Source organism: Burkholderia sp. MSh2 (assembly GCF_000731655.1).
GTDB lineage: Bacteria > Pseudomonadota > Gammaproteobacteria > Burkholderiales > Burkholderiaceae > Burkholderia > Burkholderia paludis.
In genome coordinates, this window is record NZ_JPGM01000014.1 from 123,274 (window position 1) to 139,344 (window position 16,071).

At 67.3% G+C, this 16,071-nt stretch carries 15 protein-coding genes; 11 read left to right on the plus strand and 4 right to left on the minus strand.

The genetic code is table 11. The features are described 5' to 3' along the window. The first annotated feature begins 24 nt into the window (after positions 1 to 24). Together GQ57_RS11095 and GQ57_RS11100 are read left to right on the plus strand one after the other, a co-directional pair. Entirely contained in the window at positions 25 to 654 is a 630-nt protein-coding gene (locus GQ57_RS11095) for a glutathione S-transferase family protein (protein WP_034197896.1), read from the plus strand. 176 nt (positions 655 to 830) lie between these two features. Beyond that, a complete protein-coding gene (locus tag GQ57_RS11100) occupies positions 831 to 1,037 on the plus strand; it encodes a hypothetical protein (protein WP_031401010.1) in 207 nt (68 codons plus the stop codon). 110 nt (positions 1,038 to 1,147) lie between these two features. Here the strand turns inward: GQ57_RS11100 and proP are convergent, their stop codons facing one another. Beyond that, on the minus strand, positions 1,148 to 2,635 hold the full coding sequence (gene proP / locus GQ57_RS11105; RefSeq protein ID WP_034197897.1) for a glycine betaine/L-proline transporter ProP: 1,488 nt from the start codon (positions 2,633 to 2,635) through the stop codon (positions 1,148 to 1,150). A gap of 526 nt (positions 2,636 to 3,161) precedes the next feature. On the opposite strand from proP, the gene GQ57_RS11110 reads away from it, so the two are divergent. Next, on the plus strand, positions 3,162 to 3,494 hold the full coding sequence (locus tag GQ57_RS11110) for a YnfA family protein (RefSeq protein WP_011545077.1): 333 nt from the start codon (positions 3,162 to 3,164) through the stop codon (positions 3,492 to 3,494). Positions 3,495 to 3,521: 27 nt separating this feature from the next. Here GQ57_RS11110 and dnaQ read toward each other — a convergent pair whose 3' ends face one another. From dnaQ to GQ57_RS11125, 3 genes are read right to left on the minus strand one after another with little or no spacing between them, the layout of a single operon-like run. Then, positions 3,522 to 4,256 (minus strand): DNA polymerase III subunit epsilon, encoded by a 735-nt coding sequence (gene dnaQ / locus GQ57_RS11115; RefSeq protein WP_034197898.1) that lies wholly within the window; start codon positions 4,254 to 4,256, stop codon positions 3,522 to 3,524. A 38-nt stretch (positions 4,257 to 4,294) separates the two neighbouring features. Beyond that, entirely contained in the window at positions 4,295 to 4,738 is a 444-nt protein-coding gene (gene rnhA, locus GQ57_RS11120; RefSeq protein WP_031401007.1) for a ribonuclease HI, read from the minus strand. Then, entirely contained in the window at positions 4,735 to 5,547 is an 813-nt protein-coding gene (locus tag GQ57_RS11125; RefSeq protein ID WP_031401006.1) for a class I SAM-dependent methyltransferase, read from the minus strand. Before GQ57_RS11125 ends, rnhA begins: the two co-directional genes overlap by 4 nt. Before the next feature lie 18 nt (positions 5,548 to 5,565). On the opposite strand from GQ57_RS11125, the gene gloB reads away from it, so the two are divergent. The 8 genes from gloB to GQ57_RS11165 all read left to right on the plus strand — a co-directional run bounded on the left by gloB (position 5,566) and on the right by GQ57_RS11165 (position 16,038). Further along, the gene (gene gloB, locus GQ57_RS11130) at positions 5,566 to 6,372 is read left to right on the plus strand and encodes a hydroxyacylglutathione hydrolase (RefSeq protein ID WP_034197899.1); all 807 of its coding nucleotides are present in this window, start codon (positions 5,566 to 5,568) and stop codon (positions 6,370 to 6,372) included. A gap of 151 nt (positions 6,373 to 6,523) precedes the next feature. Continuing rightward, positions 6,524 to 8,083 (plus strand): transglycosylase SLT domain-containing protein, encoded by a 1,560-nt coding sequence (locus GQ57_RS11135; protein ID WP_034197900.1) that lies wholly within the window; start codon positions 6,524 to 6,526, stop codon positions 8,081 to 8,083. A 157-nt stretch (positions 8,084 to 8,240) separates the two neighbouring features. Continuing rightward, positions 8,241 to 9,458 (plus strand): MFS transporter, encoded by a 1,218-nt coding sequence (locus GQ57_RS11140; protein ID WP_034197901.1) that lies wholly within the window; start codon positions 8,241 to 8,243, stop codon positions 9,456 to 9,458. Positions 9,459 to 9,823: 365 nt separating this feature from the next. Continuing rightward, a complete protein-coding gene (carA, locus tag GQ57_RS11145; protein WP_031401002.1) occupies positions 9,824 to 10,969 on the plus strand; it encodes a glutamine-hydrolyzing carbamoyl-phosphate synthase small subunit in 1,146 nt (381 codons plus the stop codon). 37 nt (positions 10,970 to 11,006) lie between these two features. After that, positions 11,007 to 11,666 (plus strand): leucine efflux protein LeuE, encoded by a 660-nt coding sequence (gene leuE / locus GQ57_RS11150; protein ID WP_031401001.1) that lies wholly within the window; start codon positions 11,007 to 11,009, stop codon positions 11,664 to 11,666. Positions 11,667 to 11,715: 49 nt separating this feature from the next. Further along, positions 11,716 to 14,970, plus strand: a complete 3,255-nt coding sequence (carB, locus tag GQ57_RS11155; RefSeq protein WP_034197902.1) for a carbamoyl-phosphate synthase large subunit — start codon at positions 11,716 to 11,718, stop codon at positions 14,968 to 14,970. A gap of 118 nt (positions 14,971 to 15,088) precedes the next feature. Next, the gene (greA, locus tag GQ57_RS11160; RefSeq protein ID WP_031400999.1) at positions 15,089 to 15,565 is read left to right on the plus strand and encodes a transcription elongation factor GreA; all 477 of its coding nucleotides are present in this window, start codon (positions 15,089 to 15,091) and stop codon (positions 15,563 to 15,565) included. A gap of 14 nt (positions 15,566 to 15,579) precedes the next feature. After that, entirely contained in the window at positions 15,580 to 16,038 is a 459-nt protein-coding gene (locus tag GQ57_RS11165; protein ID WP_031400998.1) for a DUF4149 domain-containing protein, read from the plus strand. The last annotated feature ends 33 nt before the right edge of the window (positions 16,039 to 16,071 follow it).

Sequence of the window (16,071 nt, forward strand, 5' to 3'; positions counted from 1 at the left end):
TTCCCCTCGAGCGGAGCGTTTGCGATGAAGCTGATCGGCATGCTGGATTCCCCATTCGTGCGACGTGTCGCCATTTCGGCGAAGCTGCTCGACCTGCCGTTCGAACACGAGCCGGTTTCGGTATTCCGTCATTTCGAGCAGTTCAAGGCGCTCAACCCGGTCGTCAAGGCGCCGACGCTCGTGACCGGCGACGGCACGACGCTGCTCGATTCGTCGCTGATCGTCGACTATCTCGATCACCTGGTTGAGCCGGAGCGGCGCCTGCTGCCCGACGCCGTGGAGGCGCGGCTGCGGGCGCTCGTGCCGGTCGGTTTTGCGCTGGCGGCGGCCGAGAAGACCGTGCAGGTCATCTACGAGCAGGCGCTGCGCCCGGCCGACAAGCAGCACGCGCCGTGGCTCGAGCGCGTGATGGGCCAGCTCGAAGGGGCGTACGGCGCACTGGAGCCGCTCGTGGCGGCGGCGAACGGCTGGCTGGGCGGCGCGCGTCCGCTGCAAGCCGACGTGACGGTCGCGGTGGCATGGCGCTTCACGCAGTTCATGGCGGCCGATTACCCGGCGCTCGCGCGGATCGATCCGGCCCGCTATCCGGCGCTGGCCGCGCATTCGGCCCGGGCGGAAGCGCTGCCGGCGTTCGTCGGGACGCCGCTGGTCTGAGGCCGGTTCGCGCGGGGCGATCGACCGCCGCGGGCCGAGATCCGGCGCGCGCCGGGCCCGGGCGGGCAAACCGCTGCCGATTGTTCGCGAACGCTGACAAGTGACTTCGCATTCGCGCGGTTTATCCGGGGCCGGCCGATCCCTAGAATTCACTCCATCGAATCACGCGTTGCCTGATGGAGCCGAACATGAAAGCCCTGATCGAATCGAGCCTGTACCACCCGTCCGTCGTGTTGCCGCTTGCCGCGCTGACGCAACTGATGGTCGAGCGCGACTTCAATCTCGGCCAGATCGGACTGATCGTCGCGACCCGAGGCGCACAGGCGGCGGTGTCGCGCTCGCGCGCACTGATCTTCTGCCGTCACTGCGAGGCGCAGGCATGAGCGCGCTTGCGGCGGATCGCTGAAAAAAAGCCCGGCCGGCGTGAGCCGGTCGGGCGGATCGGGTTCGATCGGGCCCCGGCTTCGGCCGGGGCCTTTTTCATGGTCGACGCTCAGGCGCGCGCGGTCGATACGACGCCGTACGGCTGCGCATCGTCGTCCTCGCGCATCTGGCGCGCCAACTGGTGGGCTTCGCGGCGCGTCGCGACGGCCGGCGGCGAGCCCTTGAGCGGCTGGCGCGCGGTTTCGGCGAGCGCGAGCACCGACACGATGCCGATCACGGCCGCGCCCATCATGTAGTACGCGGGCATCATCAGGTTGTGGGTCACGTCGACGAGCCATGCGGTCACGAGCGGCGTCGTGCCGCCGAACAGCGACACCGACACGTTGAAGCCGATCGCGAGCGCGCCGTAGCGGATCTCGGTCGGGAACAGCGCCGGCAGCGCCGACGGCATCACGCCGGTAAAGCACGACAGCAGCACGCCGAGGATCAGCAGGCCGCCGAACACCGAGGCCGTGGTGCCCGCATGGATCAGCGTCATCGACGGAATCGACAGCGCGAGCAGGCCGATACAGCCGGCGAGCATCACGGGCTTGCGGCCGACCTTGTCGGACAGGCGGCCCGCGGCGAGCGTCATCGGCATCATCAGCACCATCACGATCAGCACGAGCACGAGGCTGTGCGATTCGTCGAAGTGCAGCGTCGACGACATGAAGCTCGGCAGGTACGACAGCACCATGTAGTCGGTCACGTTGAAGATCAGCACGAGGCCGACGCACAGCAGCAGCGCGCGCCAGTTGCGCATCAGCGTGTCGCGGAAGCGCGCCTTCGGCACGGCCTTGTCCTGCGCTTCGCGCGCTTCGGCCTGGCGCTTGAACGCGGGCGTTTCCTCGAGCTTCATCCGGATGTAGAGGCCGATCAGGCCGAGCGGGCCGGCGATCAGGAACGGCACGCGCCAGCCCCACGACAGCAGCGCTTCCTGCGACAGCGACGCGGTGAGCAGCGCGACGACGCCGGCCCCCAGCACATAGCCGATCAGCGTACCGAACTCGAGGAAGCTGCCCATGAAGCCGCGCCGCTTGTCGGTCGAGAATTCGGCGATGAAGGTGGCTGCGCCGCCGTATTCGCCGCCGGTCGAGAAACCCTGCACGAGACGCGCGACGAGCAGCAGCACGGGCGCCATGATGCCGATGGACGCATAGCTGGGAATCAGGCCGATCGCGAAGGTGCCGACGGCCATCATGATCATCGTGGCGGCGAGCACGCGCTGGCGGCCGATGCGATCGCCGAGCGGGCCGAACACCATGCCGCCGAGCGGGCGCACGAGGAACGCGGCCGCGAACGTGCCGAAGGTCGCGAGCAATTGCGCGGACGGGCTGCTGGACGGGAAGAACACCTTGCCGAGCGTGACGGCGATGTAGCTGTAGACGCCGAAGTCGAACCATTCCATCGCATTGCCGATGGCCATCGCGCTGACGGCGCGCTTGAGGAGGCTCTGGTCGACGACGGTGATGTCGTCGGCGGCGAGCGGGGCCTCGCCGGACGGCGAGGCGGAGGAAGCAGCAGCGGTCGGGCTGACGTGTGTTGCGGTCAAGGTCATGCACTCCTTTGACTGCGCCGGAACGGGCGGGCCGTCCGACACGGTTTGCCGGCGAGCGTGGTGTCGTGTGCGGCGCGTCGGGGCAAGCCATTAAGCACTTACTGCACAACGGGCGGTAAAGGGCCTGAAGGGACTGCTTCGACGCGGGCCCGGCGGGCCGTCGCGACAGTGCGCTCATGAAGAATGGGCCGCGTGATGCAGGCGGCAGATGCCGGCGCGGACGATGTCCGGCGTTCCGGCGAGCACCCCGGAGGGGCAGCGAAACGAGAAAAGCGGGCCTGTCGGGCGGGCTTTCCTGTGGATGCAATTTCGATCGAAGGGCCGGCCCGCAACACGCGGACGGACTTCTCCCGAAATCGAATAGACAGAGATTGAATGTTGAAACAGGCGACATGATAGCACGATGACGGATGATCGTGCAAATTGCCGGGAGACGCCCGTCCGGCGGGGGCCGCTCGGGTATGATCGGCGGCGCGCGGCGGGCCCGCGCAACCCCGTTGGCGGGGGTGAATTCGCGAGGAACCGGATGACCGAACTGATGAGGATCGCGGCGCTGTTTGCCGCCACCGCGCTGGCCGAAATCGTCGGCTGCTACCTGCCGTGGCTCGTGCTGAAAGCCGGGCGCCCGGCCTGGCTGCTGGTGCCGGCCGCGCTGTCGCTCGCGCTGTTCGCGTGGCTGCTGACGCTGCACCCGAGCGCGGCGGGGCGCACCTACGCGGCGTACGGCGGCGTGTATATCGCCGTTGCGCTGATCTGGCTGCGGGTGGTCGACGGCGTCGCGCTGACCCGCTGGGACGTGGCCGGCGCGGTGCTCGCGCTCGGCGGGATGGCGGTCATCGCGCTGCAGCCGCGCGCGTGAGCGCGACTGCGGCGCGGGCCGGGTGCGTCAGGCCGGCTCGGCGGCGCCCGCGTCGGCGGGCTTGCGCCATACGCAGGTGCCCTTGACCGATTTGTCGAGCTCGTCGAGTTGCGCGTGGTGCGCGGCAAGTTCGTCGTCGCTCGCGGTCACCACGGCCAGGTCGAGCGCGGCGAGCGACACGCGCTGGCCGTTGCCCGCGCCGCCGTCGGCGCCCGCGTCGTCGAGCATGTCGATCACGAGGCTGTCCTGGCCGCGCGTCATCGCGAGATACACCTCGGCGAGCAGTTCCGAGTCGAGCAGCGCGCCGTGCAGCGTACGGTGCGCGTTGCTGATGCCGAAGCGGTCGCACAGCGCGTCGAGCGAGTTGCGCTTGCCGGGGAACATCTGCTTGGCCTGCACCAGCGTGTCGATCACGCCGCCGCAATGCTCGGTGAACGGCGGCAGGCCGAGCCGCGAGAATTCGGCGTCGAGGAACCCGAGGTCGAACGGCGCGTTGTGGATGATCAGCTCGGCGTCCTGCACGAAATCGCGAATCTGGTCGGCGACTTCCGCGAACTTCGGCTTGTCGCTGAGGAATTCGGTCGTGAGGCCGTGCACCGCCAGCGCGCCCGGATCGCTGTCGCGCTCGGGGTTCACGTAGAAATGCAGGTTGTTGCCGGTGAGCCGCCGGTTCAGCAGCTCGACGCAGCCGATTTCGATGAGGCGGTCGCCCGTGCGGGCGTTCAGGCCGGTGGTTTCGGTATCGAGAATGATCTGGCGCATGTCGGGAAAAACAAGGAAAACAGGGGAGCGGCCGGTGCTCAGGCCGTGAGCGATTCGACGCCGCGATTCGCGAGCGCGTCGGCGCGCTCGTTTTCGGGATGGCCCGCGTGGCCCTTGACCCAGCGCCACTCGACCTCGTGCTGCGCGACGAGCGCGTCGAGCCGCTTCCACAGGTCGGCGTTCTTCACGGGCGTCTTCGCCGCGGTGATCCAGCCTTTCTTCTTCCAGCCGTGGATCCACTCGCTGATGCCTTTCTGCACGTATTGCGAGTCGGTGTGCACGATCACCTGGCACGGCCGCTTCAGCGCCTCGAGCGCGGCGATCACGCCCATCAGCTCCATGCGGTTGTTGGTCGTGTTGGGCTCGCCGCCGAACAGTTCCTTTTCGCGGTCGCCGTAGCGCATCAGTGCGCCCCAGCCGCCGGGGCCGGGGTTGCCCTTGCAGGCGCCGTCGGTATAGATGTCGATGGTATCGGTGGTCATGAGTGTTCTTGATGGGTGGTCGGGGAGGCCGCCGGCGTCAGGCCCGGCGCGAGCACGGGCTTCTTCATCCTGATCTGGCCGACGAGGCGCATGCCGCGCACGCGCTTGACGGCCGTCACCATGTAGACGGCGCCGAAGATCGGCCACCAGCGGTCGCCGGCGGCTTCCATGAAGCCGTAGCGGGCCAGCCACTTGTCGGTGGCGAGCGGCGGCCGGTAGCAGCCGAAACGGCCGCGTTCGAGGTCGAAGCCGAGCAGCTTGATCCAGTCCTTGAGCCGGATGAACGCGATCTGGTCGCGCGCGGCCGGCACGAACGGATGGTTCGCCATGCGCCCGAACGATTGCCGCATGCCCCACAGGCTGAGCGAATTGAAGCCGGTGATGACGAGCTGGCCTTCCGGCATCAGCACGCGTTCGGCCTCGCGCAGCAGGCGGTGCGGGTCGGACGTGAATTCGAGCGTATGCGGCATCACGATCAGGTCGACGCTCTGCGACTCGAACGGCAGGTCGAGCAGGTCGCACCAGGTCGTGCTGCGCCCGTCGGGCGCGTGCTCGGGCGTGTGCGCCTCGCGCGCCCACGGATACTGGTACGGCGCGCTCGCGCCGCTCGCCGGATCGAGCACGAGGCCGCGATACGGCATGCGGTTCTCGCGCAGCGCGTCGAGCTGCGGCAGGCCGAGCTGCAGCGCGTGGAACCCGAAGACGTCGGACACGATCCGGTCGAGCTGCGCCTGCTCCCAGCCCAGCACGTAGCGGCCGGGCGGCGAGTCGGTCCAGGCGGGCCAGTCTATAATTTGTCGGTCAGACATAACGATGATTGCGCGCCCATGAACGAGCTGGAATACGTGCCGGTGCCGGCATTCGAAGACAACTATATCTGGCTCGTCTCGGACGGCCGCGATGCGATCGCCGTCGATCCGGGTGAAGCCGCGCCCGTGCGCCGGGTTCTTGCCGAACGAGGCTGGCGGTTGACCGCTATTTTACTCACGCACCACCATGCCGACCACGTCGGCGGTGTCGCGGCACTGCGCGATAGCCAACCGGCCGATGTTCCGCTCGCCGTTTACGGCCCGGCGGCCGAGGCGATCGGCGTGGTCACGCGGCCGCTGTCCGGCGGCGCGCGCGTGGTGCTCGACGCGCCGGCCGTCGCGTTCGACGTGCTCGACGTGCCCGGCCATACGCGCGGCCACATTGCCTACTTCCAGGCGGCCGGGCAGGGCGCCACGGTGCCGCACGTGTTCTGCGGCGACACCTTGTTCTCGTGCGGCTGCGGCCGCCTGTTCGAAGGCACGCCCGCGCAGATGCTCGCGTCGCTCGACGCGCTCGCGGCGCTGCCCGGCGACACGCGCGTGCACTGCGCCCACGAATACACGCTGTCGAACATCCGCTTCGCGCTCGCATGCGAGCCCGGCAACGCGGCGCTCGCCGCGTGGCGCGACGACGCACAGGCGCTGCGCGCGCGCGGCGTGCCGACGCTGCCCACTACGATCGCGCACGAACGCGCCGTTAACCCGTTCATGCGGGCGGACAGCGATGCGATCCGCGCGACGCTCGAAGCCGAACTGCACGAAACGGTGCCGGATCGACTGGCGGCGTTCACGCTGATGCGAGAGTGGAAAAACCGGTTCCGGTGATCATTTCCGGAGGACTCCAAAGCTCAAGCGGTGTCTGTAAAAATTGCTCCAAATGTAGGATTTCGCTGAGTTTTCGGTGTTTTTATTGACGTGAAGCACGCACTTCCGTAGTATCGCCTGCAATTTCCAGCCGTCGGAAGCCGAGATTTTCATGCGACTTATATTGAGTGCGATGGTGGTTCTGCTGCTCGCCGCCTGTGCGAGCCAGCCGCCTGTCGCCAACAACGCCGCCGATTCGCAGGCGACGTCCAGCTACCTCCGTAAATCAGCCACTGCCAAGGAAACCGTCGACGTCGACAAGCAATCCGTCGGCGACCTGACCAGCGCGGACTCCGATCTCTGGGGGCGCATTCGTCGCGGCTTCCAGATGCCCGACCTGCAGAGCGACCTGGTCGACATGCAGACGACCTGGTACACGCAGCGGCCCGATTACGTGCAGCGCATGACCGAGCGCTCGCAGAAGTACCTGTATCACATCGTCGAGGAGCTCGAGGCGCGTCACATGCCGACCGAGCTTGCGCTGCTGCCGTTCATCGAGTCCGCGTACAACCCGCAGGCGCTGTCGGTCGCGAAGGCGGCCGGCATGTGGCAGTTCATGCCCGGCACGGGCCGCACCTACAACCTGAAGCGCAACATGTGGCAGGACGAGCGCCGCGACGTGCTCGCGTCGACGAGCGCCGCGCTCGACTACCTGTCGCGCCTGCATGACATGTTCGGCGACTGGTACCTGGCGCTGGCCGCGTACAACTGGGGCGAGGGCAACGTGCAGCGCGCGATCGCGCGCAACCAGGCGGCCGGCCTGCCGACCGACTACCAGAGCCTGCGGATGCCGAACGAGACGCGCAACTACGTGCCGAAGCTGCAGGCGGTGAAGAACATCATCGCGAGCCCGCAGCAGTACGGCCTGACGCTGCCGGACATCCCGAACCACCCGTATTTCGTGACGGTCACGACGTCGCGCGACATCGACGTGGAGATCGCCGCGAAGCTCGCGAACCTGTCGCTCGACGAATTCCGCTCGCTGAACCCGTCGTTCTCGAAGCCGGTGATCCTCGGCGCGACCGAGCCGCAGATCCTGCTGCCGTTCGACAACGCGTCGGCGTTCGAGAAGAACCTGAAGGCCTACAACGGCCAGCTTTCGTCCTGGACCACCTATACGGTCAGCGAGCGCGCGCGGCCGGCCGCGATCGCCGAGAAGATCGGCGTGGACGCCGATACGCTGATGGCGGTCAACAAGATTCCGGCCGGCATGCGCCTGAAGCCGGGCTCGACGATCGTCGTGCCGCGCGGCGGCGACGACGACGAGGACATCAGCGCCGATGTCGCCGAAAACGGCGTACTCGCGATGGAACCCGACGTGCCCGACACGCGCAAGATGCTGATCCGCGTGCGCCGCAAGCAGTCGATGGCGGCGATCGCCGGCCGCTACGGGGTGTCGGTCGGCCAGCTCAAGGCCTGGAACCGCACGCACCGGGATCTCGCGATGCCCGGCCAGGCGCTCGTGCTGCACGTGCCGGTCGGCCGTGCGGTGCCGGCCGAGCCGGGGCCCGAACGGATCGCGACGTCGGTCGGCAGCGCGCACATCGAGCGCGCGAGCCTGGCGGTGGGCGGCAAGTCCGCGCACGGCGCGAAGCGCGCCGCGGCCAAGCCGGCGGCCAAGTCGTCGAAGGCGGCGCCCGCGAAGGCGGAGCACAAGGGCAAGAAGAAGTAACGCGGTCGCGCACGCGTCGCGCGGCCGGCCCGGTTCGCGCGATTGCGTTATCATCCGATCAAATGCGACGAAACGCCGTCACCGAGGTGACGGCGTTTTCGTTTGTGCGCGGCGCGCGGGCGCCGCGCCGGAAATCTTCACATAACGAGGGGAAGCGATGTCGTCGGTGCAGGTGAGGGTGCTCGCGCTGTTTTCGGTCGGGTATTTCGTGTCGTACGTGTTTCGCGGCGTCAATCTGGGCTTCGCGCCGTTCGTCACGCACGAACTCGGGCTGTCCGCCGCCAATCTCGGCCTGCTCACGAGTCTGTATTTCCTCGGCTTCGCGGGTGCGCAGATCCCGGCCGGCGTGATGCTCGACCATTTCGGCCCGCGCCGCGTGACGGCCGGCATGCTGCTGTTCGCGGCAGCCGGTGCGGCCGTGTTCGGCGCCGCGCACAGCCTCGGCACGATGATGGCCGGCCGGCTGCTGATCGGCGTGGGCGTGTCGGTCTGTCTCGGCGCGGCGTTCAAGGCGCTCGCGCAGCACTTCCCGGTCGGCCGGCTGCCGCTCGTCAACGGTCTCGTGATGGCCGTGGGCGGCCTTGGCGGCGTCGTGGTCGGCTCGCCGCTGACCTGGCTGCTCGGCTGGACGAGCTGGCGCGATATCTGTTTCGGTCTCGCGGTGCTGACGGTGGCCGTCGCGGCCTCGATCGGCCTCGGGGCGCCCGAAGCTGCGCAGGCGCGCCACCAGGGCGGGCTCGTCAGCCAGTTCAAGGGGACGTGGCACATCCTGAGCAGCCGTGCGTTCTGGAAGATCGCGTCGTTCTCGGTCGTCACGCAGGGCGTGTTCTACGCGATGCAGTCGCTGTGGGTCGGGCCGTACCTGCGCGACGTCGCCGGGTTCGATGCGCCGCATGCCGCGCGCCTCGTGTCGGTGCTCGGTTTCGCGATGATGGCCGGCTGCGTCGGTTTCGGCGCGGCGGCGCGCGTGCTCGAGCGGCGCGGCGTATCCGTCTACGCGTTCTGCGGGGTGGGCATGGCGCTGTTCGTCGCGACCCAGGCCGCGATCGTCGCGCGCGCGCCGCTGCCGCCGGCGGTGCTGTGGGCGGCCTACGGGATGTTCGGCGGCGTCGGCATCCTGACCTACGCGGTGATGGCGGGGCACTTTCCCGCCCATCTGATCGGCCGAGCGAACACGACGCTCACGCTCGTGATCTTCCTGCTGATCTTTGCATTCCAGATCGGCGTCGGCGCGGTGCTGTCGCACTGGCCGGCGGTCGACGGCCGTTATCCGGCCGTCGCGCATTTCACCGCGTGGGGCGTGCTGCTCGCGCTGCAGCTCGCGAGCGCGGTCTGGTACGTATGGCCCGCGCGCGGCGCTGGCCAAGCACACTGATCAGGCGGTACGCTGACGGGTAGGGCGGCCGCGGAAACGGGGCCGCAGCACGTCGCGCCGCGCCGGCGGGCGCCGCGCGTGCATGATCGGACGCGCCATATCGATTGAAGATAGGGCCGTTTTCAGGCTATAATTTGAAAGTTTGTGCTGATCAACCTCGCACCCTAGCGCCTACCTCATTCATCCCGTTCATCCGCCGCACGCCGCCTGCCGGGCGATGCCGCGAAGCCTCGTGCGCCACGCGCCGGGTTCGCGGCTCGCAGCGCAAGCCGCGTCCAGCTAGCGACCACGCGCGCTCACGCAGCGCGGCGCTCGCGCGGCAGGGTAAACAGGTCGGCAGCAGGGTGTTCCCCAAGGAGCCTCCCGTGTTGCCGTCTTTTACTCCCGCCTTGCTTGCACTCGCCGACGGCACGGTCTTTCGTGGTTATTCGATCGGGGCCGAAGGCCACACGATCGGCGAAGTCGTGTTCAATACCGCGATCACCGGCTATCAGGAAATCCTGACCGATCCGAGCTACTCGCGCCAGATCGTCACGCTCACCTATCCGCATATCGGCAACGTCGGCGTCAACGCCGAGGACGTCGAAGCCACGAAAGTCCATGCCGCCGGCCTGATCATCCGTGATCTGCCCTCGCTCGCGTCGAACTTCCGCATGGACCGCACGCTCGGCGATTACCTGCGCGACGAAGGCGTCGTCGCGATCGCCGGCATCGACACCCGCAAGCTGACCCGGATCCTGCGCGACAAGGGTGCGCAGAACGGCTGCATCCTGACGGGCTCGGACGACGCGGAGAAGGCGATCGAGCTCGCGCGCTCGTTCCCCGGTCTTGCCGGCATGGATCTCGCGAAGGTCGTGTCGACCGACAAGCCGTTCGAGTGGAAGCAGACCGAATGGCGCCTCGGCAGCGGCTACGGCATGCAGGAAGCGCCGAAGTATCGCGTCGTCGCGTACGATTTCGGCGTCAAGTACAACATCCTGCGCATGCTCGCGGAGCGCGGCTGCCACGTGACGGTCCTGCCCGCGCAGGCGAGCGCGGCCGATGCGCTCGCGCTGAATCCGGACGGCATCTTCCTGTCGAACGGCCCCGGCGATCCGGAGCCGTGCGACTACGCGATCGCCGCCGCAAAGGAATTCATCGCGCGCGGCGTGCCGACCTTCGGCATCTGCCTGGGCCACCAGATCATGGGCCTCGCGGTCGGCGCGAAGACGCTGAAGATGAAGACCGGCCACCACGGCGCGAACCACCCGGTGAAGGATCTCGGCGACGGCCGTGTCGTGATCACGTCGCAGAACCACGGCTTCGCGGTCGACGCCGACTCGCTGCCGGCCAACGCGCGCGTGACGCACGTGTCGCTGTTCGACGGCACGCTGCAGGGCTTCGAGCTCACCGACAAGCCGGCGTTCTGCTTCCAGGGTCACCCGGAAGCGTCGCCCGGCCCGCACGACATCGGCTATCTGTTCGACCGTTTCACCGCGCTGATGGACGCGGCGAAGCAGCACAACGCCTGACGTCACCGACGCAACCGAAGAACGGGAGATTCGCATCATGTTCGGCCACGCACTCGGCATCACGGATATCTGGACCTACGTGTTCGGCGTGATCTTCATCATCCTGCTGCCGGGGCCGAACTCGATGTACGTGCTGTCGCTCGCGGCGCAGCGCGGCGTGAAGGCCGGCTACCGCGCGGCCTGCGGCGTGTTCCTCGGCGACACCGTGCTGATGGTGCTGTCCGCCGCGGGCGTCGCGTCGCTGCTGAAGGCGAACCCGTTGCTGTTCTCCGTCGTCAAGTACGGCGGCGCCGCGTATCTGCTCTACATCGGCACCGGCATGCTGCGCAGCGCGTGGCAGAAGCTGCGCGCGCCGGCCCATGCGCCGGCCGACGCGCCGCGTTCGGTCGATGCGGAGCGGCCGTTCCGCAAGGCGCTGATCGTGAGCCTGCTGAACCCGAAGGCGATCCTGTTCTTCATCTCGTTCTTCATCCAGTTCGTCGACCCGGCATTCCCGCATCCCGCGCTGTCGTTCGTCGTGCTCGGGGCGATCGCGCAATGCGCGAGCTTCCTGTACCTGAGCACGCTGATCTTCGCGGGCGCGCGGCTCGCCGAGCATTTCCGTCGCCGCCGCAAGCTTGCGGCAGGCGCGGCGAGCAGCGTGGGCGGCCTGTTCATCGGATTCTCGGTGAAGCTGGCGCTCGCGACCCTGAGCTGAGCGCCGCCGGCCGACCCACGACAACGATTACTTATTGAATTCACCAGCCATGCCAAAACGCACAGACATCAAGAGCATCCTCATCATCGGCGCCGGCCCGATCATCATCGGCCAGGCGTGCGAGTTCGACTATTCGGGCGCGCAGGCTTGCAAGGCGTTGCGTGAGGAGGGCTACAAGGTCGTTCTCGTCAACAGCAACCCGGCGACGATCATGACCGACCCCAACACGGCCGACGTGACCTACATCGAGCCGATCACGTGGGAAGTCGTCGCGCGCATCATCGAGAAGGAGCGCCCGGACGCGATCCTGCCGACGATGGGCGGCCAGACCGCGCTGAACTGCGCGCTCGACCTGCACCACCACGGCGTGCTCGAGAAGTTCGGCGTCGAGCTGATCGGCGCGTCGCCGGAAGCGATCGACAAGGCGGAAGACCGCCAGAAGTTCAAGGACGCGATGACCAAGATCGGTCTCGGTTCCGCGAAGTCGGGCATCGCGCATTCGATGGAAGACGCGACCCGCGTGCACGGCGAGATCATGGCGGCCACCGGCGGCAGCGGCTACCCGATCGTGATCCGTCCGTCGTTCACGCTCGGCGGCTCGGGCGGCGGCATCGCGTACAACCGCGAGGAGTTCGAGGAGATCTGCAAGCGCGGTCTCGACCTCTCGCCCACGCGCGAGCTGCTGATCGAGGAATCGCTGCTCGGCTGGAAGGAGTACGAGATGGAAGTCGTGCGCGACCGCGCCGACAACTGCATCATCGTCTGCTCGATCGAGAACCTCGACCCGATGGGCGTGCACACCGGCGACTCGATCACGGTCGCCCCGGCGCAGACGCTCACCGACAAGGAATACCAGATCCTGCGTAACGCATCGCTCGCAGTGTTGCGCGAGATCGGCGTCGACACGGGCGGCTCGAACGTGCAGTTCTCGATCAACCCGAAGGACGGCCGCATGGTCGTCATCGAGATGAACCCGCGCGTGTCGCGTTCGTCGGCGCTCGCATCGAAGGCGACGGGCTTCCCGATCGCGAAGGTCGCCGCGAAGCTGGCGGTCGGCTACACGCTCGACGAGCTGAAGAACGAAATCACCGGCGGCCAGACGCCGGCGTCGTTCGAGCCGACGATCGACTACGTCGTCACGAAGATTCCGCGCTTCGCGTTCGAGAAATTCCGCGAAGCCGATTCGCGCCTGACGACGCAGATGAAGTCGGTCGGCGAAGTGATGGCGATCGGCCGCACGTTCCAGGAATCGTTCCAGAAGGCGCTGCGCGGCCTCGAAGTCGGCGTCGACGGTCTCGACGAGAAGTCGACCAACCGCGACGAGATCGCGATCGAGATCCACGAGCCGGGCCCGGACCGCATCTGGTACGTCGGCGATGCGTTCCGCATCGGCATGACGGCCCAGGAAATCTTCGAGGAAACCGCGATCGACCCGTGGTTCCTCGAACAGATCGAACAGATCATCCTGAAGGAAAAGGCGCTTTCGGGCCGCACGCTCGCGTCGCTGACGTTCGACGAGCTGCGCTACCTGAAGCAGAGCGGCTTCTCCGACCGCCGCCTCGCGAAGCTGCTCGGCGCGAGCCCGGAAGACGTCCGCAAGCGTCGCGTCGAACTGAACGTGCGCCCGGTCTACAAGCGCGTCGACACCTGCGCGGCCGAATTCGCGACGAAAACCGCGTACATGTACTCGACCTACGAGGAAGAGTGCGAGGCGCAGCCGACCACCAACAAGAAGATCATGGTGCTGGGCGGCGGCCCGAACCGGATCGGCCAGGGCATCGAATTCGACTACTGCTGCGTGCACGCGGCGCTCGCGATGCGCGAGGACGGTTACGAAACGATCATGGTCAACTGCAACCCGGAAACGGTGTCGACCGACTACGACACGTCCGACCGCCTGTACTTCGAGCCGCTGACGCTCGAAGACGTGCTCGAGATCGTCGACAAGGAAAAGCCTGTCGGCGTGATCGTCCAGTACGGCGGCCAGACGCCGCTGAAGCTCGCGCTCGATCTCGAGGCGCACGGTGTGCCGATCGTCGGCACGTCGCCGGACATGATCGACGCGGCCGAAGACCGCGAGCGCTTCCAGAAGCTGCTGCAGGACCTCGGCCTGCGCCAGCCGCCGAACCGCACCGCGCGCGCCGAAGACGAAGCGCTCAAGCTGGCCGAGGAAATCGGCTATCCGCTGGTCGTGCGCCCGTCGTACGTGCTGGGCGGCCGCGCGATGGAGATCGTCCACGAGCCGCGCGACCTCGAGCGCTACATGCGCGAGGCCGTTAAGGTGTCGAATGATTCGCCGGTGCTGCTCGACCGCTTCCTGAACGACGCGATCGAGTGCGACGTCGACTGCATCTGCGACGGCGACGCCGTGTTCATCGGCGGCGTGATGGAGCACATCGAGCAGGCGGGCGTCCACTCGGGCGACTCGGCGTGCTCGCTGCCGCCGTACTCGCTGTCGAAGGAAACCGTGGCCGAACTGAAGCGCCAGACGGGCGCGATGGCGAAGGCGCTGAACGTGGTCGGCCTGATGAACGTGCAGTTCGCGATCCAGCAGGTGCCGCAGGCGGACGGTTCGAAGCAGGACATCATCTACGTGCTGGAAGTGAACCCGCGCGCATCGCGCACGGTGCCGTACGTGTCGAAGGCAACCAGCCTGCCGCTCGCGAAGATCGCGGCGCGCGCGATGGTCGGCCAGAAGCTCGCGCAGCAGGGCGTGACGAAGGAAGTCGAGCCGCCGTACTTCAGCGTGAAGGAAGCCGTGTTCCCGTTCGTCAAGTTCCCGAGCGTCGATCCGGTCCTCGGGCCTGAAATGCGCTCGACCGGCGAAGTGATGGGCGTCGGCCAGACGTTCGGCGAAGCGCTGTTCAAGTCGCAGCTCGCGGCCGGTTCGCGCCTGCCGGAGTCGGGCACGGTGCTGCTGACCGTGATGGACGCCGACAAGCCGAAGGCGGTCGAAGTCGCGCGCATGCTGCACGACCTCGGCTACCCGATCGTCGCGACCAAGGGTACGGCCGCCGCGATCGAGGCTGCCGGCGTGCCGGTGAAGGTCGTGAACAAGGTGAAGGACGGCCGTCCGCACATTGTCGACATGATCAAGAACGGCGAGATCGCCCTCGTGTTTACGACGGTCGACGAGACGCGCCAGGCGATCGCCGATTCGCGTTCGATCCGCATGAGCGCACAGGCGCACAAGGTCACGTACTACACGACGATGTCGGGCGCGCGCGCGGCGGTCGAAGGCCTGCGCTACCTGAAGGATCTGGAAGTCTATGATTTACAAGGTCTTCACGCTCGCCTAAACTAAGCGGTCAGTTACCTGTAGAAGCAACACGTGCCGCGATTAGGCGGCGTTTCCGGTTCGCCGGAAATGCGCTTAATCGCGGTGATTTTTTTTATAGCCGTTTTTAGCGATTGAGCCGTTTATGAGCACCATTCCGTTGACAAAGCGTGGCGCAGGACTCCTGCGCGATGAATTGCAGCGCCTCAAGTCCGTCGAGCGGCCGGCCGTGATCAACGCGATCGCGGAGGCCCGCGCACAGGGCGACCTGTCCGAAAACGCCGAATATGATGCCGCGAAGGAAAAGCAGGGCTTCATCGAGGGTCGTATCGCGGAACTCGAATCGAAGCTGTCCGCCGCGCAGGTCATCGATCCCGCCGTGCTCGACGCCGAAGGCCGCGTGGTCTTCGCCTCGACGGTCGAGCTCGAGGATCTCGAGTCGGGCGACACCGTCAAGTACCAGATCGTCGGCGACGACGAAGCCGATATCGATCACGGCCTGATCTCGGTCAGCTCGCCGATCGCGCGCGCACTGATCGGCAAGACCGAAGGCGACGTCGCGGCCGTGCAGGCGCCGAGCGGCGTGCGCGAGTACGAAATCATCTCGGTCAGCTACATCTGAAGCGGGGCGACGTGATGCCGCATCGGGTGTTCCGTCTGCTGTCGGCCGTGTGGGTCGGCAGCCTGCTGACGATCGGGTATGCGGTCGCGCCCGTGCTGTTCAGGACGCTGGAGCGGATGACGGCCGGTTCGGTCGCCGCCCAGCTGTTCCGTATCGAGGCGATCCTCGGTGTCGTGTGCGGCGTGCTGCTGCTCGCGCTGTCGAACCAGCAGGTGCGGCGCGGCAGCAACGAGTATCGCCGCGTGCGCTGGGTCGTCGCGGCGATGATCGTATGCGTGCTGGTCGGGTATTTCGCGCTGCAACCGTTCATGAACGCGCTGCGGGTGGCCGCGATGGATGCGGGCACCGACATCGCGAACTCGCCGTATGCGAGCCGTTTCGGGATGCTGCACGGCGTCTCGAGCGTGTTCTACCTCGTCGAGAGCGTGCTGGGGCTGATGCTGATCTGGCGTTTGCCGACCCGCGACGCCTGAAGCGTGCCGCGCAGGCCCGGCCGATGGCGGGCC